Below are 21,091 nucleotides of genomic sequence, written 5' to 3' on the forward strand. Positions count from 1 at the left end.
GCAGTCTCAGTTGCAATTAATTCTGTCTCAGTTGCAGTTAATTCTGTCCCAGAGGGTAACCGTTCAGGGGGCGATCGGGCGATCGTTAATACTTAATTGATAGCAGTGGGATGTAAAAGTTTTCCGTGGAAATGAAAGAAACAGGCAAAGTCAGAAAAAGATGATATCCTATAAGGTATGAAAACCTTGCTGCATTTTTCATTAGATAGATTAAAGATTGACACTGAAGATTGGGAGAAAACCCCTGAAAGTGTCAAAAAGGCTCTAGTGGAATTAATAGGAAGACTACAAGAGCAAGAAATAAGCAGAGAACAGCTAGAAGAAAAACTAAGAAATAATTCAGACAATTCACATAACCCACCATCAAAAGACACACCACAGGTAGAGAAAAAAAAGTCGAAGCCATCAAAGAAAAAAAGAGGTGGACAACCAGGACATCAGGGAAAAAACCGTCTGCTCTACGAATCCTTAGAATGTAGCGAAATAAAAAATCATTATCCAGAAAGATGTAGTTGTTGTGGGGAATTGCTCAAAGGAGAAGATGAGCAACCATTAAGACATCAAGTAGTAGAAATACCAGAAATAGAACTATCAATCATTGAACACAGACTGCACCAACTAAATTGTCGCAAGTGTGGGCATCAAACCCGAGCGGCACTACCAGAAACAGAGGAAAATACAGGTTATGGGACCAGAGTAGTAGCCATAGTGGGGTTACTAAGTGGGATGTATCGACACTCACACAGAATGGTACAGACGGCTATGGAAGATCTGTTTGGGGTGAGAATGTCTCTGGGGACCATTAATAGAATTCGCACTGAAATGAGTGAAGCAGTAGCTTCCTCAGTAGGTGCCGCCCAAGAATATGTGCAGATGGCATCAGTAGCAGGAGCGGATGAAACAGGATTTGTACAGGGAAATGCCGATGGGAAAAACCCTAATAATCGCAAAGCTTGGCTCTGGGTAATAGTAACCCCTCTAGTCAGTTTCTTTCAAGTAACCCTGTCACGCTCAACTGAAGCAGCACAAGAATTGCTAGGCAGAAATTTTGGCGGTATTCTGATTAGTGACCGCTATAACGCTTACAATTGGCTCAATCTAGAGCAAAGACAACTGTGTTGGGCACACTTAAAAAGAGAATTTACCAAAATTTCAGAACGTAAGGGTATATCCAGACAAATCGGGAGAGACCTATTGGCACAGCAGAAACGACTATTTCGACTGTGGCGTAAGGTGCGAGATGGCACCCTTAGTTATTTAGAATTTACTGAAAAAGTCAAGAAAATTAGAACGAGACTGAAAAGCATTTTAGAAGAAACTTCGCAGTTCGAGATTGGGACGAGAGAAAAAACTCCCTTAGCTAAAACTGTACGCACCTGTAGGCAGTTGCTAAAGGTGGAGGAAGCTTTATGGTTATTTACAGAAGTACCAGGGGTCGAACCGACTAACAATGCTTCAGAAAGATCCATTAGACCTGCTGTAATCTGGCGTCGTACTAGCTTTGGTTCTCAAAGTGAAGCAGGTAGTATTTTCCTCGCTAGAATGTTGACAGTAATAACTAGTTTACGCTCTCAAAGACGCAACGTCTTAAGTTTTCTCACAGAAGCAGTTGAAGCGGCGCGTCATCAAACTGAACCTCCGTCTCTGTTACCTGAATCTCTTATGGATAATCCATTAGAGCAACTGACTGTAGAGAACTTTTGAGCCCTTATCTAGGAATTTGAATCTCAATTTGTTAGCTCTGCTGAAAAAGGACGGAATCGACTTTAATCTCCCTAAGTATATAGTTCACGATAAATTCTCGCAAACCATTTTTCTCTGGCATCAATTTGTTTGTAACGATCGCCCCCTGAACGGTTACCCCAGAGGCTATTTATAGTTGCAATTAATCCTGTCCCAAAGTGCCGATGATTGCAGTCCCAGTGCTCGATGATTGCAGTCCGCCACATATACCAATTAAATTTACTACATTTTTGTCAATATATAAGCTTTGGTTAATTGAAGAAGATAAAAATTTACTAAAAATTTTTCAGGCTTTTATAGCTCTGGAGTATTTATTTGGCAAAAGTTCAAACTGGATTGATAACTGGAAAGGAACATTTAGTTTTCCTCTATTGATGCTTTCAACTCAACAATCAGAATCTTGTTTTTATTTATTAGACATTTACGACTCTAAAGGTGGACTATCATTTTCCTTTTACCGTGTGAAAGAGAGTGAAATAATAGATGAGAATGAAAAAATAATTAAGAGAACACCAGAAGAAGTAGGCTTTTCTATGGAGGAGATAGACAAAATTATTACTTATCTTTATGGATATTTACAAGGAATTTATCTAGGCGCCGAAAAAAGAATAGTTGAACCTTTTTTAAAAAAGATAAACTCTGAACTAATTTTGTATGGTTATGAAGAGGGAAAATTATTTGAAAAACATTTTAATTCTGAATCAGAATATCAGGAAACCATTGTCAAATTTGAAACAAAGCATAAAGCTCAACTTGAATCTAAAAAGTTAAAACAATTGCAACAAACTCTTCATAGTCTTATAAAAACAAGTCAACAAAATTTTTCAGAACTTTAGAAATTTAATCAAAGTGTTGGGTCTGAGAACAATTTTTGTGATAACTTTTAATTTATCTAGTTAATTCTGGGGTCGGTTCTGTTGCAGAAACGTTTGTTTTGTAGATAAATAAAAAAATGATGCGCGAGCCTTGACTCGTTCAGTAGGTGAGGTGAGGTTTAATTAATATTGTTTCGTGACTAGTTAAAATTATCTCAATCGTCAAACTCAATTCCAAAATCGACACCTAAAACAGCTTCAATTCGTCTTAAGGTCTCAACAGGTAAAGCTTTGGTCTCTTCTGCTTCAATTTTGTACCAATTCATTGTGGTCATCGGTATTTGACGACAAATTTCACTCAAAGAGCGACTATCTCTTTCTCTGATTTTTCTTATTTTTTCTCCTAATCCAGGAATTTCAATATCAATTGTTTTTCTGACCTTCATTAATAGTCGAGTCTTTCAGATATGTATGTTCTTTCTCAACTATAAACTTTTAGTTGAGGATTTGCTATAAATCATAAATTGACAGTTGACATATCCTAAACTGAGAGTTTATGATTAATGAAAGAAAAAGGAAATCTACCCTCTCATTTGGTCAAGTAAATTTATCAAGTGTCAACTAGTCAGCTAATTATCTATTAGTTTTCTTTGTTTTTATATTTTAAAGGAGTTGTTTTCAATAACATGAGTGTTTATCTGTTAGAGCCCAAAAGAAACCTAAAATACTTTTGTGACTATTCTGGGGTAGCAAAAGTATTCCTACCCCAGTAACGCATATTTTAGATTTTTTTCTACTATTCATTTTTAATCAACAAGAGGCAAAAAAATAAAAAGAGCCGCTAACTAGCTCTACGAACTAATTCAAATTCACCCCGAGCTATTCTTTCCACTAACTCAGACTTAGAATATCCCATTTCTTTGGCTAAAGTATTCAATTTTTCTTTTCCAGTGGAAGTTAGAAGCAATTGGAGAGTTTTATCCATTTTTTCCCCAAATTTTGGCTGATTGGCTTCTCTCAAAGCCTTAATACTATTTTCGTGTGCTGGTTTTCCTTTTATTGCTGGCATAGTAAGAACGATTGTTTACTCTATAGTTTTGCGAAAAATTTAAAAAAGATTTTTTGGCTATACCCCTAGCATTGCTGGTTTTATTCAGATATAATGGTATGTGATTAAAAAAAAGACTCTTTTAAGGTCCAAGCTAAATTAACTTGACCCTAATTGAAGAGTCAAATCTACTAATATCTAATTAACTATGATACCTGAAATATACTCACAGGGCAAGCTGAGTCAACTTAGCTTCGCTCTAGAGTCCTCTTGTCAGCCTTGCTTACCAAGACTTAGGGATTATCAGCAGCAGGTCATTCAAGAAATTAATCTTTTGATTAAGCAGGGATATCAAAGAATCCTAGTCTTTGCCCCCACTGGTGCTGGAAAAACAATAATTGCCGGGCAGTTTGTCTACGATGCCGTCCAATCAGGGCAAAAAGTCATTTTCATTGTTCATCGAGATGTTCTCATTCAGCAAACACTAGATAAATTTGCTTTATGGGGATTAGAAGACAAATTTGGAGTAATAGCAGGTGGTTATCCAGAAAACCATTCAGCTTCAATCCAAATCGCCTCTATTCAAACACTTTCTAGGAGGAATATTGACTGGTTTACTCCTAATATCTACATTTTCGATGAAGCCCATTTAACCAATTGGTTTAAAACTAGTCTCAGTCTATTCCCTCCTCTTTCAGAAAACTCTCAAAATCAAGCAATCTGCATTGGGTTAACAGCAACACCTTGGCGCTTATCGAAACGGGAAGAAATGGGAGATATCTACGAAACATTAATAACAGCTCCATACCCTTGGGAATTAATTGCCAGGGGTTTTTTAGTATCTCCTGTTTACTACGGATTAAAACAAGCCAATCTCAAGGGAGTAAAAACTACTGATGGGGAATATTCCAATAACGATTTAGAGGTACGTTGTAATGTTCCCCATGTCATCAATGCAGCAGTCAGAGAATGGATGAGACTGGCTTATGGAAGAAAAACCATCGCTTTTGCCGTAAGTGTAAGCCACGCACAAAGTATTGCTCAAGCTTTTAATGAGCAGGGGATAGCAGCAGCCAGTGTTGATGGTTCTATGAGTTATCGGGAGCGATCTCTACTTTACGACCAACTAGCAAGTGGAGAACTTTTAGTTATTTCCAGTTGTGAGTCACTGTCTGAGGGATTTGACGTACCCAGTGTCAGTTGCATTATGTTGTGTCGTCCTACGAAATCTAAAGCTAAATATTTTCAGCAATTAGGACGAGGATTAAGACCTGCGCAAGATAAGACAGATTGTTTAGTTTTAGACCAAGCCGGATTAATTAAACGTTTTGGCTTTATCGAGAACCTCAAAAAAGTAACCCTTTCTGATTCGGACGACATACCTTTAGGGGAAACACCGACAAAAATTTGTCCAGATGATGAATATGGCTGTGGAGCGATAATCAATCAATTTGCTCAAATCTGTCCTCACTGCGGTTACGTATTCCCTCGACCAGAAAAGCTAACTCCTACACAAAAATTGGAGCGATTAATCAGAGGAGAAGATATACATAAATTTCATTTCTACAGGGAACATCTTAAAATCGCTTACCTGAGAGGTTTTTCGCCAGAATGGGCGACCTTAAGCTTTCAAAAATCCTTTAACGGTAGCCATCCTCCCAGAGATTGGAGTCGCGGTGCTGTCTTTGGAGACAACCCCACAGAGAAACATCTTCAGGTTTATCGCAATTATTTATCTGCGATCGCCATTAGCAAGAAAAAAAACTTGGTTTGGATAAGCCAATACATGAACTACGAGTTCGGACAGGACAAATAACCATCACATAAACCTTGGAGAAAAGAAATATTTCTCCAGGGTGCTTTTCTTATTGACCCACATAGAAAGGAATTCACGAATTTGACAATGAAAAATATCGAAGCATTTAGATTGGTGATCGCTCTCATCTACCCCAAGCCTCAGAAAGTATGGTTCAAACTAGGACATGATAGATTTTTCGTTGGGGAAGTCTACCCAAACGGCAAGTTTTCGTTGTATGCCACCAAAGGGAATAGAACTAATCGCGTTACTACTGACTTGATTGAAAATGGATTTGAATATTTACGCTCCCAATCAGAACTAGTCGTTGGTGGAGTTTTCTATATCCCCACCAATGCCGAAGAATTCCCTCTTAAGGAATATATTCATACCTCACAGGATGTTAGTACTGAGTTTGATTTTGGTACAACTGAATAACAATTAGATAAAATCGACTGGTTTATAAAAGTATCTGGCTTAGAACCAGCATTTACGACTACTTCTGGGGGTAAATCTCTTCATCCTCACTGGTTACTTGATGAAGCAATAGACATAAAAAAGGCTACTTACTTAGACCAGCTTCTATGTATTGCCACCATGGGGGACCCTGCTGTAGTTAATCCTCATCAACCGATGCGATTCCCTGGGTTTTATCGCAAGGAGAAACAAGGGGAACAAGAATTAATTCAATATAGCCATAGTCGGTATAGTTATCAGGAGTTTATTGTCGGGTTTAAGAAAGCTTTTGCTGCCATTAATTTACCTTTTCCTGAGAATATTAGTGAGGAGCGATGGAGAGAAATAAAGAAGGCTATTCGTCTTGAAAGGGATTATGCTCAAGTTAGGACGGTACTTAACCAAAAAAAGTCAGATTTCTTACCAGTCTACCGAAACACTTCTAATTTTAATTCTTTTGACTCAGAAGACCTTGTAGACCGTCTAATTACCGATGCTCTGTCAGTCATTCCCCAAAGAATCAAAGGACAGAATACTTACGAATATTACCTGAAAGTGGCTACTGTACTTAAAAGTAGGTATGGCGCAGAGAGAGCGATCGCATTATTAGAACAGCATTCTCCATCCCATCAATGTGGCTGGAATATACCAGGAGTAGTAAGAGCGATACACAAGGACTTACCAGCCCCAGTCTTATTTAATGTGGCTAAAGAATTAGGAAACTGGATATATCCCCAATGGGCAAAAGAGGAACTAAAAGCACAATGGATTGCTTTTCATCAAAAACAGATAGAATCGAAATTTGAACCCGATGAGCAAGAATATCAGGAATTCGTAGAAAAACTTGCCGAACAAGAGTTAATTGAAACGGAACTAGAACCAAAAAATAACTTCTTTGATTGGTTGAGAAAGCAGTTAAGTCTTGGCTTATGTCCTACTAAATATTTTGGGTCAAGTTTTCAGCAAATGCTTAAGGCCATAAAACCTTTGTCTATGCCCAGTATTATTCACTTTAAAGAAGGGATGGTCTTACCATCGCCCAATCAATTTAAAGGAGTGATTAGATTCAAACCTAAACAAAGATTAAAAGTAATTGCCACAGCTAAAAAAGCTGGTTGGAAGTTCGTACATGACAAATCATTTATGGGACTAGGGAAATCTCATGAACTTGGTTTATTAGAACCAGATAACTATCAAGTTATGGATACTAATTCTGGTGAAATGAAAACTAGAAATGGCGAGATTTGGTACTTAGACTTGAATCACCGCAACCCATCTGTAGCGACCATAGAACAAAATTTCACTGATTTACCTATTAAGCATAATGGGTTATATCACAATTATTCCAGACAAACAGCATTAGCAAAACCTTTTCTAGTAACTTCCCCCACTGAAGATAATCAAGCTGTAGCAGTAAGCAGCAACTGTATCAATGCTGAACTGTTTTATCAACTCAAAGAAAAGGGCTACGACCCGGATTTCAGTGAAGAAGAAAGACAAATATCTGGGGGTGGGTCATATCAAGTAAATTCAATCTGTGCCCGCTGTCCTTTCTTCAAGCAAAAAGGAGACAATGGAAAACCTCTTTGTTCTAGTCAAGTGGGTGATGGCTACGGGTTTCGGAAGTTGAGGAAAGATGCGATCTCTACTCCCAAGAAAAGGGCGCATATTGAACAACTAGCTCCTGATTATGATTACCAATATTCCACACTGGTAATAGAAGAAGCAGGTCAATTAATTAAAAGTACAAAACAGATTGATTGTAGACTGGCAGACTGGGATAAACAGTGGGGAGAGTTAGAAACACAATTTCCTGAGTTTTTTAAGTTGTTTGCCCCAGTGAGAGTCTATCTGCGCAACTTATTAACTAATCCTAAACTTCCCTACCATGGATATGACCATGAGCATTTAATGGATGAACTTAGCAAAATAATTCCTAACCCAAATCAATGGATATGTGAGGTTCGTGATTGGTTACCGATTATTAAAGAAGAATCTAATCTATCTAAAATTTTTGTTGACCCCGATAGTTGTAACTTTGATGGTTTAGACCAGCAATCATCCTTAACTAACCATGAACGAGAGCAATTAAAGAAAAAGATGGCTTATGCCAGATACTATTTCCGTAGAGAGGCTTGGACGCAGAGTTCTCAAAACTTGGCTGAATTACCTAGTAACTTCTTAATACCATTGCTGGAAATCCTCACAGATAATAATTCTAATGGTCGAGGTTTCAAGGGAGTTCTACGGATTAGCTCTAAACCCGTTGCTACTTTAACTATAACCATTCGTAAAGAGCAGCAAGAGCAAATCATCAAAAACAGTCGTTTCGTTGTCTTTCTCGATAGTACCGCACAAAAGGAATTGATTGGCGATCGCTTAAATATTCCAAGTGATTCCATTCTTCAGATTGAGCAAGAACCACCCTCAATGAGTAATCTTAACGTGGAAGTTATTAACGTTAAAGGTCTAGGTTCATCCCAGGCAAGTGAGACTGCTTTGCAACGCGCGATCGCCTTAACTGAAAAACTCCAAACCTTACATCCTGACTTAACTGTATTGGGATTGAAGAAATGGCAGAACAACCTTAAACTTGACGGCTGGTGGTTTGCTCATAATCGTGGCACTAATGAATTAAAAGGCAAACAAGCTATTGCAGCTTTTGGATCCCCCAATATCAATGTGGGTGCTGCACTGGACGAATATTTAATTTTACATGGTACTACTCAGGGATTCGATAAGTACTATCGACAATTAACTGAATCCGAATATTTACAACTGATTGGACGTGCTAGGCATCATCATTATCCTAATCAGCAATTTACTATCTATCTGATTGGTTCAAATATCAACTCTGATTTCCTCTCTCACCTGAATATAACTCATAAAGTTTCCGATGGGTTCAGTTGGACTCCATTCGCAGGAACACAACAGCAACAGAATCGTTGGAAGATTTGGCAGATTGCACAACAGTTACACAAGTTGGGAGAGAAGGTTACTCAGAGTGCGATCGCTAACATATTAGGAGTCAGTCAAGGAAGAGTGTCACAAATCCTGAAAGAGTCTCCTTTAGGGGATTGGAGAGGTTTGAAAAAATTATTAGAAACCCTATTAAATACTAATAGTAGAAAAACTAATAATTTAGAGAGAGAGTCAGATGAGCTTCTAGCACAGTTTCTAGAATTTGAGGTGGAATGTGTTGTGGAAACAGTTGTCAGAATTATTCATGAAGATGGGTGGATGGAATTTGCTGATTGGTTACAATCGTTTTCTACTCAAATACAATGTCAGTTGGTAGCAATAGTTACTAATTTTTACTTATTATGGCCAGACGCGATCGCCCAATCAAAACCTCAATCTTCACAAGCTTTTCAGCCACCCTGTCACCCCGTCAGTACTTTGTGTTTCATCTTTTTATGCAACAGAACCTAAAAAAGTCTGAGAATACCAACTAACACTTGTTTCGCAGCTCCTTTTTTTATTATCGTTTTTTCTTGTCTTTCTGTGCCCCGTAAAGTTACCCATAAAGCGACACTGCTGCCATAGTTAGAAGCATGAGAAATAATAGTATCGAATTGTCTCCTGCTACGAGCTCCATTTCTAATGTTACGAACTCCAATTTTAATGTCACCAGCTAAATAGCTACTTTTACCAAATTTAGTTAATTCAAGTGGTTGATATGGAGAAAAAAGAAAGTCAGGACGGCTGGATTTTTGGATTAATCCGGGCCTTATACCCCTACTCCTATCATTACAACTTAATCCATTATTACCAGGTTTACCATCAGACTGTCTCATTGCAACTTCTAGGTACAAGTTTTGTGGAGTTGTAAAAACTTCACAAACTGCATCCAAAATTAAGTTCTCAAACCTGTTCCCTGCGGCTCCATTACCTGCGTTTTTTATTAAGTCTTTTTCAGTATCTAGTAAATCTTGGAATGGTATTAGATTACTGGGAATCAAACTTTTAAAAGTAGCTAGAACAATTTCGCCAAGCGAGGCATTAACTGTATCTAAAATAGTATTACTAATAGATTTTGTTACAAATTTTTGTAGAATTCCTCTAATTCCTACTGAAATGCTTACAGAGTTTAAAGTGACTAATCCCGTCGGATCTTCATATAAATAGGGATTAGAATTAGCAAAAGCATAGGGATAAATCGTTTCTGGAGTAAACAAATCAGGTTCAGCAGGGTCTCTTGAGAGGAAACGACCTACTTGAGGATCATAATTACGTGCTCTTACATAATAAAGTTCAGTATTTTCATTAAACTGAGTGCCTTGGAAACGAAAATCGCCATCAATCAGATTGGATAAGGGGTTTTCTCCCTGAGTTTGTTGGGTAACGTTTCCGAAGCCATCATATTCAAATTCAGCAATTAATTCACCATCGTTATTAGTTAAACCAATCACTGAGCCTAAAGCATCAGTTAAATAATAAGTAGCGCCGTTCTCGTCGAATCTAGCTATGGGGTCTTCACCTCCATAAACATAACCAGCTACGAGATTATTATTTTCATTGACTACTAAATATGGCGATTCTAATTCCTCTACTAATGTGGGACCTACTAAAAATTGTTGTTGTGCTGAATCATCCTCGACGCTAAGACGATGCCCCATACCATTATTAATGTAGTTAATTGTACTACCATTACTTAAATCTTCTATAGTAGTTAATTGGTCATTGAGATCATATTCAAATCTTTGTCTAGTGCCATTTTTATTAATCTCGATCATTCGGCCTTGTCGATCATAACGGTAGGTAATATCATCATTAGCCGGGCCATCTATTTCTACAAGTCTTTCGCTTGATTCATAAATATAGCGATATTCACCAGAAGAGTCAGTTTTGACAGTGCGATTTCCTGCCGAATCATATTCATAGGTTATCAGTTCTACTTCATTACCCTCTACATCAAAATATCTTTCACTGATTAATCTGAGTGCATCATCATATTCAAGTTCTCGATAAAAACCATCATTATTGGTAATGCGAGTTGGTTCGCCAGTTGCAGCTCTTTGATAAGTTTTTGATGCTAATATTGTTCCCTCTTCATTTCTATGAATGATGCTAATTAGATAATTCCTCTGGTCATATTCATAGACAGTAGTGACTCCATTAGGTAATTGACGTCTAATAAGACGATTAACAGCATCATATTCCATATTAGTTTCTCCCTCAAGGGGGTCAATAATTAAGATTAGATTCCCGACAGCATCGTATTCATATTCTGTCGTATATGCTTCACTGTTAGGAGAACTTTGAGCAAAAATCGCAATTATACGTCCTAACAAATCCCTGTCATAATTAATAGTTCCGCCATCAGGTCCCTCAATTTCTACTAAATCTTGTTTGCTATCATAAGTGTATTGTGTTACTCCAGTCTCATCTTCCATGCTGGTCAATAAACCATTTTCATTGTAGGTAAAAAAGATTTCTTCCCCATTTGAAGAAGTACGAGATATTTCTCGACCTTTGCTGTCATAATCGTAGTCTAAAACCAATCCAGAAGGAAAAGTATGAGTGTCAATTTGATTATTCTCGGCACGTGTAAGAGTTTGAACTCCTAAACCAGGTATAGTAATAGTTTTCAGTAAATTTTGATTGTCATAGCTAAAGCTTTGAGTGTTTCCAGTGGGGTTAACAATTGCTGTTAAGTTATCGTCCTCATAAGTATATGAGTAAGTGTCATCACCCCAGTTAGTTGCTGTACTCAAATTACCAAAACGGTCATAGTTGAAATTACGAACTCGACCACTTTCGTCTGTAATACTCTGGATGATGGCATCAGAATCAATCAAACTACTCTCATCAACATAGTCAGTTTGTGTCGTTGTATTGTCAGGATTAATTAACTGTTCTAGTAACCCTCCTTCTGTTAGTATCACTGTTGACTCTCTTCCTAAAGGATCTCTAGTGGTAATTGTATTTAAGCCATATTCATAAGTTGTAGTAAAATTTCGAGCATCAGTTATAGAAGCAAGACTACCATTAGGATTATAAGTAAAACGAGTAGCATTTCCTAGCGGGTCAAATTCTCTGGTTAGCCTTCCGGCTAAATCATATTCTCTTCTAGTTATTCCTCCTTCTGGGTCAGTAATTGCTGTAATTTGTCCCACTGCATCATAAGTATAGGTAGTTTGATTTCCTTGTGCATCAATTATTTCTGTTAATCTGCCTGAAGCATCATAAACATACTGTTCACGGCGGTCTGGTTGTACTAATCTTGATAACTGACCATCAGTATTAAACTCTCTTTCTATACGGCCAATTGTTGGACTATTTACCACTGTCCATTCTGGTTCAAAACCATATTCATATTCTATGGTTACGCCATTTCCATAATCAGCAAAAGTTTCTCGACCTTGATTATCATAAATAAAGGTTGCTGTACCATTCTCATCAGTTAATGTTTGAAGTTGTCCTGCTGCATCATAGGTAAGAGTATATTCATTTCCATAAATATCTGTGCCACCTACTTCATTCCCAAACCTGTCATAAACGTGGGTTTCTGTACCAAATTGATCACTTTCTGTGAGAAGTAAGCCTCCAGATCCATAAGTATAAGATACTAGTGAATTTCCCCTGGCATCTAGTACTTCTAGTAAGTTCCCAGAAGAATCATAAATTGATCGTGTAACTGAGCCATTAGGCTCAACTATGGTAGTAATTTGATTTAAATTATTATAGGTATACCGTGTAGTGAAGTTTTCTGGGTCTGCTTCAGGGGGATGTGGTTCTATTTGTGAAATAATATTACCTCTATCATCATAATCGAAGGTGGTCAAATTACCTAAGGGATCCGTGACACTGGTTAAGTTATTTTCATCATCGTATGTATACCGAGTGGCACCGTCAAGAGCATTAATCTCTGTAAGAATGTTCCCTTTTTCATCGTATTCATAAGTGGTTATCTCTCCAAACTCGTCTATTTCTTTATAGATAAAGTTATCAGGGTCATAAACTAACTCTACAGAATCGTCTGAAGTTCCAAAAATTTCGGCTAAACGGCCTGATTCATCATATACTAATCTAGTACCAGTTCTTCCTAAGGGGTCTATTACTTCTTCTAAATAGTGAGATATACTATCGCTATAAACGAAACTAGTGGTAAAATCTTCTCTATCTGTTACGGAGATTAGATCTCCTTGATTGTCATATTCATAAACAATATTATTTCCTAAGGGATCAATAATACTGGTAATACGGTTTTGAGAATCTCTTTCAAAGATTATTTCTTGTCCAGTGGAACTGCGGATTCCATCTTCGCTAAAGATAAGTTCATTGCCATTTCTATCTGTAATACTGCGAGAATCTCCTGTTTCTCCATCAATTTCGTAGACTATTCCTTCTTTGGTAACTAGATTATAAATACCACCAAAGGCAGGATTACTGGGGTTATAACCGATACTAAACCCGTAGGCGGAAAATTCTCCTGTACTAGTCAGGGATAAATCAAAATTAGGGACAGTTAATTCACTAGTTACACCGGTGTCTGGTACAAATATTGGTTCCCAAATACCGAGCAAAGATCCTTTTAAGCCTGGTGCAGGTTGAGGTTCAAAGGTAAAGCCTTCTCTTTTTCCTCCAGGTGTAGTTACATAAACTCTAGCACCACTAAAGAAAGAATTATAAATTATAGAGTCTTCTAAACCGGTTTTAGGTACATTGGTGCGTAAGTCTGTGTCACGTAATTCCATACTCCAACCAAAACCAAAGTCATCTCGATTATTGGTATTAAAGCTGTCGTAAGTACGAGAAACAAGAATGGGAATGCCGGAGACAGGTACAATTAAGTCATTAAAGGAAAGTTTATAATTACCTAATTTTAAATCTCCAATGACCTTGACACTTTCAGTTATGATAGATTGATTACCACCATGATCTTGAGCAAACAGACGAATAATGTATTCATCATTGAGTAAAGTAGATGGGTCAAATTCGCCGAGAATGTTGTTGTTGACTGAGCTGGTACCTCGTGCTATTTCAGTAAAATTATTACTGCCAATTGGGGCAACTTCTATCTTATAAAAGTCTAAATTGGTATCACCTACTGTACCAATAATTTCGGTGGGGGCGGTAATGATGTTGTCATCGGTAATTGAGTTAATGGTTAATACAGGTGCTTCTACATCAGAAGAATCAATAACTCGAATATTAATAGTTTCTGTTCTTACATTGCCTGCTGTATCAGTCGCAGTACCAATTATTTCAAATGCCCCAAATCTGTTAGCCATAAATGAAGCAGTATTAATTACTCGGTTTTCAGCTACATCAGGGTTAAGAGTGAGAGAAGTTCCATTAACTGAGAGATCTATATCTGCTAAAGCTACATTATCTCTAGCACTTATTTCTAAATTTACTGTATCACCACGCTCAAAAACAGTTCCACTTAGTCCTAAATTCACCTCAGGAGATTCACTGTCAGTAAATGGTAATAATCCAAAATTGATATCTGTTAAAGTCTCATTACTACTGAGAGTAATTGTTTGTGAAGAGGGAGATTCTAGTTCATCTTGTGCTTCAACATTTAACTCATAGGTATCTGGGGCAAGATTTTCTAGTCGATAATTTCCATCAACATCAGTAGCTACAAAGATTTCGTTACTATCACGTAGATCATTGTTATTTTCATCTATATAAACAATGAAATTCTGCTTACCTTCTTCTCCTCCATCTTGAATGCCATTTTCATTTAGGTCTTCAAAAACAGTTCCTTCAATATTAGCTAATTCATCAATTAATACATTAATATTAAATTCTTCACTATAATTTAGAGAAGGATCATTTAAATCTGTTGCAGTTAAGATTAAATTTACACTTTCTTCTACATTAAAATCTAAACTTTGGTCATCTTTTAACTTTAATTGTAGAGTGCCGTTATTATCCACTACCTCAAAACGATTGTCATCTACTGTGACCACATTGTTAGTAAATTCAGGTTTAGTATCAGGATCTCTAACAAAAATGTTTCCAATTAATGCACCATCAATATTCTCAGTAACGGCATTATTACTTAATTCTATATTATTGGGAGCTCGATTTTCTAAACTTTCATCTGTCAAAGTAAGAGTGAAAGTTTGAGTATCAGTACCACCGTTACCGTCTTCAACTAAAACAGTTACAGTATAGTCGCCTAACTCTTCGCCTAAAGTATCCCAAGTAATTAAACCAGTGTCTGGATCTATCTCCATCGTTTCAGGAGATTCAGTTAGAGAATAGGTGAGTTCATCCTCATCAGGATCTTCTGCTTCTACATCATAGGTGTAAACGGTAGGAGAAGTAAGAGGGAAGAAATTATTAAATGCTAATCCTATACCACTATTCTTTGTACCTACAAATGTTATGTGGATTTGCTCAATATCTGACAACCCAGAAAAATTAAAAATCCACGGTTGACTATCCAAGCTAGTTGACGGGTTATCATTGCCATAAAAAGGTGAAAGTATCGAGTCTAATAAATCGCCATCGCTATCGAATGCGTCTACTAAAAACTGTTCACCAGCGCCGGGACTAGTACCATCTATATCCCAAATTTCTCCAGAAGCAACAGTAACAGGCTCAGAAGAGTCATATTTGATGATAAAAGTACCAAAAGTTGATCCAAAACTACCTGGTTGTCTGAGGAAAAATTCTCCTAATTGATCTTCCAACCCCCTAACAGCGAAATCATTTTGTCCTCTAGCACTACTCAGAAAACCTAAGCCTGGATCATTGCCGATTCTTTCTAATAAACCAGGAGTATCAACTACTTCATCGTTGTCAGTATCAAAACCAAAAGTAACATTGACACCATCAATAGTGTAGAAATCATTTAGACCAAGTTGTAAATTATCCGAGGGGAGGCTACTATCTGGCAATATCTCAAAATCGATAACTTCTGATTCACTAAAATCGCCAACAACAAATTCAGTTACAGGATCTGAAATGATTACAGGGGGTTCGTTACCTATAGCAACATTTCCAAAATCAATATTTTCTACAATTTCACCGGCTTCCAGTTCGATTATATATTCACTTGGTATAAAACTTTGCTCTGGAATAGCTAATCCAGCATTTCTGAAAACTTCGGATAACGGTTTTTCTTCAATAAAATTACCCGTTGAAGGATCAATAATAACAAGTCTAGAAGGAATACTATCTCTAAAACTTGATGTTCCATAAAGCAGACCCTCTGAATTAGAATCAAGGCTTAACACTCTCAATGGTGAATTAACAATTGTATCTGGGTTTACTGCCCCTGTAGATATATTTACTTCAGATAATCTGGAATTAGGACCATTAAAAGTTGATGCGTATAAAGTTCCATCGGGAGTAAAGGATAGAGCATCAACATCATTAAAGCCACTACCAAAAGGTCCAATTAAGGTTGCATTTGCTGTCTCAGTATCAATGAGAATTAATTGATTAGCAAAAACAGTACTAGTTGATGCAGCACCATACATCTGACCGTCATGAAAAGCTAAAGCTTCAACAAAACTAAATCCAGGAATTCTTCCAATTTCAACAACCTTTCCACTTTCTGGATTAATTTCAACCAAAAGATTATTATTCAGAACTCCAAAGAGTTCCCCTTTATCGTTAAATTCAAGGGCTTCCCCATTATCGTTATAGATTGAATTATTGTTAATATCTCCTAAATTGGCAATTAATGTAAACTCTCCTGTCTCTGGATCTATTTGAGTAAAATCGCCAAAAAAGTTTAATCCTAAAAATGGCTCTTGTTGTGTGATAACGGGAAATGTTTGACTAAATCCTTCAGGAATTACTTCTCTAACAATATAATCGCCAGGTAGAAGATTAGTAAACTCATATTGCCCTGTTTCATTAATATCGGGTGTAGCTGGGTCATCTTCAGCAGTTACTTGAACTGGCTCTCCTTCATCAAGTTGCCCATTATTATTAGTATCTAGGTAAACTTCAACACCAGCTAGACCAGGTTCTGAAATTGTTTCAGGAATACTTACAGTGACATCAATACTATCAGTATTATCATCAAATGGAACTGAATCCCAATTATAAAGTTTCAAAGTACCGTCGTTAGGAGCAGTCCCTTCAAAATCAGTACCAATTACAAATAAAGTTCCACCAATATCTCCAACTAATGAGTTAAAAGGTGCAGGAAAACCATCAAGAGTTTCAATTCCGAAGTCTATACCTATTAAAGTACCTTCTGGTTGTCCAGATTCATCAGATCCTGTTGCAAATAAATCTCCAACTAAACCATCTGCATTCGACCATCGAGGAAGAGGTCCTAAATTCCAAAGATCATTAGGGTCTACAGAAATATGCAAAGGTTCACCAGCAACGAATTCCAAACCGGTATCCAATCCCGAACCAGCCAAATAACTGTGAGTAAAAGCATCAACTGTAAAAGTACCAAGAGGAGAAACTGAATCGGAAAAATCTCTTAATCCATTCCCATTCAAATCTTCCCATTTAATACCTCTAATTGTCCCCAGATTCTCACTAACATTAGGAATTTCCACAGTAAAGGTCTGAGTATCTGTACCACCACGCCCATCACTTACTTCAACAGTAAACTCATAAAAAGGCTGCACATCACCTTGAGGAGTAAATTCTAATAAACCATCTTCATTAATTCCTGCTCCTTGAGGGCTATTAATCAATAAATAGCTAATTGGATCTCCATCAGGGTCAGTCGCTTCTACTTGATAGGTATAGGTTTCTTCTTCCTCAGTATCGAAAATTAACTCAGGAGTACTGGTGATTTCTGGCGCACCGTTTATGCCTTCTCTTGTTAGAAAAATTCGTTTTCTTTCTTGATTACCGACTGCATCGGTTACTTCTACAGTAAAGGGAACTTCTCCGACAGCAGGCATTTCTACATCAGCAAAGATAAATTCACCATTTTTATTAGCAATGACTCTCTCTTGGGTTTCTACCAAAACTACTTCTAGTTCCGGGTCTGTTTGACCAATAAGATTAACTTGATATTCTGTGGTAACATTATCCCCAACTATTCCTGTATCGCTTTCAGTGGCTAATTCTAAACTTATTTCTGGTGGTGTATAACTTAGAGTAAACTCTACACTAGTTTCTGCTGAATTCTCGTTATTTGAGGCTCTAATCTCTACTGTATATTCTCTTTCAGGTAGAGAATCAGTTAGTAGTTCATATTGCTCAAAAGATATGGTAAAACTGCCATCAGAATTGAGTGTTTCACTGATATCAACATATTCTCCACCATTAATACGTGCTTCTATTTTGTCAGCTCCTGTAGTTTGACCAGTTATTCTCGGATCAATGGTTCTTTCATCACTATCACTAACTCCCGTATCATTAAGTAAACTCGCAGAAAGATTAACTGGCCCTGTTTCTCCTCCATATTCGTTTACAGTAATTACAAATTCTTGACTTAAGCTTAAATTAGCATCATCAAAGTCAGTAGCTGTAATTGTCAGTCTTACCTCAGGTGTAGTGTCAAAATCTAAACTTTCTTCTTCTTTTAGCTTTAACTCTAAATCGCCATTATTTTCTACTATCTCAAAACGCTCATCGTCTAATGTTACCAGATTATTAGTAAAGCTAGGCGTTGTGTCAGGGTCACTAATAGTAATTACAGCGATCACCGTTCCTGGTTGATTTTCCTCTACTGTATCGTTACTTAAGGCGATCGCTTCTGGTGCTTCATTTACATCTTCTACTGTTACTACTAAAGCTTCAGTAAAGTTTAAACCCCCATTATCAGTAGTTGTTACCCTAATACTATATTCAGCTTTTTCTTCAAAGTTAGCTGATTCATTTATCTGTAATTTATTATCATTTACTATGGTAAATACATTATTGTCATCAGAACCTACACCAGCAACCAACTCATAATTATGAGTATCGCCTGTGTCTGGATCAACTGTACTTAATTCCCCTACAATACTATCAACTTCTTCATTCTCGGCAATGCTATCAGGATTTAAAATAATATCTGTTGGTGGATTATTACTATTTACTGGGGTAATCGTAAAGGTTTGAGTATCTATTAATCCTCCTCTATCAGTAACAATGACAGTTATATCATATTCATTTTCTTTGTTATCTGGGGCTATTCCTACTAAACTTGCTGTACCATCTTCATTATCTGTTAATTCTAACCATTGAGGCAGATTTGACCCAGTTATAGTCAATTCTTCTCCATTATCTGGATCTGTAGTGGTTATTTGATAATTATATTCTTCTCCAGAAATAACACTTGTTAATGGGTTACTAGTGAATAGAGGCGCTTCATTAATATCATTAATACTGACTACTAATTCTTTACTAAAGCTTTCTTCCGCTGCATCGGTTGTTTCTACTCTAATTGAGTAACTAGATTTAACTTCAAAGTCGCCTGATTCTAGTATAAATAGTTGATTACCTGTAATGCTAAAGACACTATTATCTGTATCCCCACTTCCTGCTACTAGTTGATAGGTGTGAGTATCTCCTACATCAGCATCTTCTGTGGTTAAATTGCCGATTAAACTATTTATGGGAGAATTCTCATCAATGTTATCTGGGTCTAAAATAATATCTGTGGGTGGTTGATTTACATTCTCTGACTCAGTAAACTGTAACTCAACTATTTTACGACTTCGCCCGCTACCAAAACCATCCCTATCTATTAATACATCTGCACCACCTTGATAATAATCAAAACTGATATAACCTTCCTCAACGGCATTTAATCCCTCATAACCAACACTGGCGAGAATATTGCGCACATCTAAACTATCTTCACTTGGGTTAAAATCAGTGATTACATCAATGGCATCTCTAATACTGTTATAAACAAAAATATCTGCCCCTGTATCACCTGTTATCTCATCTCTACCCCAATCTCCAATAATTAAATCATCTCCTGGTGTACCGAAGATTATATCTCTATCTCTAGTGCCATTAATTTGATTATATCCTGATGTGTCAATGTCACTTGAGATTAAAGCAATTTCTGGATTAACTTGATTCGTAGCTAGTAGATTACTTGTAGCTAAACCGTAACCAGTTTGATTCTCTGAGAGATTATCAGGGGATAAACTCTCTAAATCATTATTGTTAGTTAAAATAGGTAACTCTGCCATTGTTTTACTTAATAATTGATACGTTTAGTCATGCTTTCTAATTGTTAATAAGTAGGTTGGTATAAATAAACCTGAAAAACTGGCACAATCTCCAGCTATAGGTTTAAACCTATATCAATGGTTTCATCTTATACACTTAATTTTTCTCTACCTACTTAGTTTCTTGATTTTTCGTTAAATTACAATATAGTTAAAATTTTAAGTTTCCCTCTTTACCTATCCAGGCTGATATTCTATGGCAATACATAGTCAGGAAAGAATCTGAACTTTGATTATCTCTGTGAAAGCTTACAATTTCTTAGCTTTCTTGGTAGTAAATCCCCACAACAATACTCCGAAACTTAAAAGACCGATAATGTTACTCTATTCTGGAGTTGTTTGAGATGGATTCTGTGAGGTAATCGCTAAATTTTGTACTGACAAAGCCGATGAAATTAAAAAATCGTCTACATCCACTACTCCAAAACCCAGAGACACAGTCCCCGTTTCAGTAAATTGCTGATTATAACTTTGTAAGCCTGTTTCTTGGTCAAACAAACTAGAATCTGAGGTGGCATCACCTACATCAGCTAGTATATCAACCTGGTCATCTATGACAATAAAAGCATAATCATTTAATAAACCTCTACCAGTCGTAGTGAGAATATCAGCAGTTTCATTAGTCAAAAATCTATAGTCAAAACTCAGGGTATCTCCTGCTTCTACATCAATACTAGTGCTGATTACTGATGAACCTTCTAAGGCGTCTCCTCCTAAATCTAAACTACCTGGTGGTAGTCCAAAAAAATTCTCTAAGTCCCCAAAACTATTATCAGTGGCTGAATTACCTGAGAAATTGAATGTCCCTGATGGTACACCGAGGTCACCATCATCACCTAAATTAGCATCGTTGGATAACTCGAATGTTTCTGAGTCAATTAAATTTACGTCTCCCAGCATAGTCCAGTTTAGGGTACTTGCTTGTACTGGTAAAGTTACTGAGATAGTTGATAGGGTTCCTAAGAGGATTGTTCGTGTTGCTTTTTGTTTAGCTAAGGCTAAACTTATGTATTTTTTGGGTTCCAAAATACTACTTGATAAGAAGTTTACTAGTTTTACATCTAGGAACTGGTAGCGGGTTTTTGAGAGATGATAAATTTGGATAAAAAGCTTTTGCTAT

At 36.9% G+C, this 21,091-nt stretch carries 10 protein-coding genes; 5 read left to right on the forward strand and 5 right to left on the reverse strand.

Annotated features, from left to right (window positions below; translation table 11 throughout):
• The first annotated feature begins 177 nt into the window (after positions 1–177).
• Positions 178–1,704 carry an IS66 family transposase gene (gene tnpC, locus MW688_RS08310; RefSeq protein ID WP_486735490.1) on the forward strand — a complete coding sequence of 509 codons (1,527 nt, stop codon included), beginning with the start codon at positions 178–180 and terminating at the stop codon, positions 1,702–1,704.
• 71 nt (positions 1,705–1,775) lie between these two features.
• On the opposite strand, the gene MW688_RS08315 is transcribed toward tnpC, so the two are convergent.
• Positions 1,776–1,949: a hypothetical protein gene (locus tag MW688_RS08315; RefSeq protein WP_486735491.1), complete on the reverse strand. Its 174-nt coding sequence runs from the start codon at positions 1,947–1,949 to the stop codon at positions 1,776–1,778.
• Positions 1,950–1,973: 24 nt separating this feature from the next.
• On the opposite strand from MW688_RS08315, the gene MW688_RS08320 reads away from it, so the two are divergent.
• A complete protein-coding gene (locus tag MW688_RS08320) occupies positions 1,974–2,579 on the forward strand; it encodes a hypothetical protein (RefSeq protein ID WP_486735492.1) in 606 nt (201 codons plus the stop codon).
• A gap of 194 nt (positions 2,580–2,773) precedes the next feature.
• Here MW688_RS08320 and MW688_RS08325 read toward each other — a convergent pair whose 3' ends face one another.
• Together MW688_RS08325 and MW688_RS08330 are read right to left on the reverse strand one after the other, a co-directional pair.
• A complete protein-coding gene (locus MW688_RS08325; RefSeq protein WP_486735493.1) occupies positions 2,774–3,004 on the reverse strand; it encodes a helix-turn-helix domain-containing protein in 231 nt (76 codons plus the stop codon).
• Positions 3,005–3,399: 395 nt separating this feature from the next.
• On the reverse strand, positions 3,400–3,627 hold the full coding sequence (locus tag MW688_RS08330; RefSeq protein ID WP_486735494.1) for a hypothetical protein: 228 nt from the start codon (positions 3,625–3,627) through the stop codon (positions 3,400–3,402).
• A gap of 187 nt (positions 3,628–3,814) precedes the next feature.
• Here MW688_RS08330 and MW688_RS08335 point away from each other — a divergent pair, with 187 nt between their 5' ends.
• The 3 genes from MW688_RS08335 to MW688_RS08345 all read left to right on the forward strand — a co-directional run bounded on the left by MW688_RS08335 (position 3,815) and on the right by MW688_RS08345 (position 9,289).
• Positions 3,815–5,422, forward strand: a complete 1,608-nt coding sequence (locus MW688_RS08335) for a DEAD/DEAH box helicase (protein ID WP_486735495.1) — start codon at positions 3,815–3,817, stop codon at positions 5,420–5,422.
• Between the two features lie 87 nt (positions 5,423–5,509).
• Positions 5,510–5,839: a hypothetical protein gene (locus MW688_RS08340; protein WP_486735496.1), complete on the forward strand. Its 330-nt coding sequence runs from the start codon at positions 5,510–5,512 to the stop codon at positions 5,837–5,839.
• A gap of 159 nt (positions 5,840–5,998) precedes the next feature.
• On the forward strand, positions 5,999–9,289 hold the full coding sequence (locus MW688_RS08345; RefSeq protein WP_486735497.1) for a sigma factor-like helix-turn-helix DNA-binding protein: 3,291 nt from the start codon (positions 5,999–6,001) through the stop codon (positions 9,287–9,289).
• On the opposite strand, the gene MW688_RS08350 is transcribed toward MW688_RS08345, so the two are convergent.
• Positions 9,286–19,932: an SdrD B-like domain-containing protein gene (locus MW688_RS08350; RefSeq protein ID WP_486735498.1), complete on the reverse strand. Its 10,647-nt coding sequence runs from the start codon at positions 19,930–19,932 to the stop codon at positions 9,286–9,288. The two genes, MW688_RS08345 and MW688_RS08350, sit on opposite strands and share 4 nt — an antisense overlap.
• Before the next feature lie 363 nt (positions 19,933–20,295).
• Complete coding sequence (locus tag MW688_RS08355; RefSeq protein WP_486735499.1) at positions 20,296–20,997, reverse strand: hypothetical protein; 702 nt, start codon at positions 20,995–20,997, stop codon at positions 20,296–20,298.
• Positions 20,998–21,091: the final 94 nt, after the last annotated feature.

The sequence above is a fragment of the Johannesbaptistia floridana genome (genome assembly GCF_057440575.1).

Excerpts from the sequence above, each read along its gene's own strand:
- tnpC (WP_486735490.1), top strand. The coding sequence starts at position 178 with ATGAAAACCTTGCTGCATTTTTCATTAGATAGATTAAAGATTGACACT.
- MW688_RS08315 (WP_486735491.1), bottom strand. The coding sequence starts at position 1,949 with ATGTGGCGGACTGCAATCATCGAGCACTGGGACTGCAATCATCGGCAC.
- MW688_RS08325 (WP_486735493.1), bottom strand. The coding sequence starts at position 3,004 with ATGAAGGTCAGAAAAACAATTGATATTGAAATTCCTGGATTAGGAGAA.
- MW688_RS08330 (WP_486735494.1), bottom strand. The coding sequence starts at position 3,627 with ATGCCAGCAATAAAAGGAAAACCAGCACACGAAAATAGTATTAAGGCT.
- MW688_RS08335 (WP_486735495.1), top strand. The coding sequence starts at position 3,815 with ATGATACCTGAAATATACTCACAGGGCAAGCTGAGTCAACTTAGCTTC.
- MW688_RS08340 (WP_486735496.1), top strand. The coding sequence starts at position 5,510 with ATGAAAAATATCGAAGCATTTAGATTGGTGATCGCTCTCATCTACCCC.
- MW688_RS08345 (WP_486735497.1), top strand. The coding sequence starts at position 5,999 with ATGGGGGACCCTGCTGTAGTTAATCCTCATCAACCGATGCGATTCCCT.
- MW688_RS08350 (WP_486735498.1), bottom strand. The coding sequence starts at position 19,932 with ATGGCAGAGTTACCTATTTTAACTAACAATAATGATTTAGAGAGTTTA.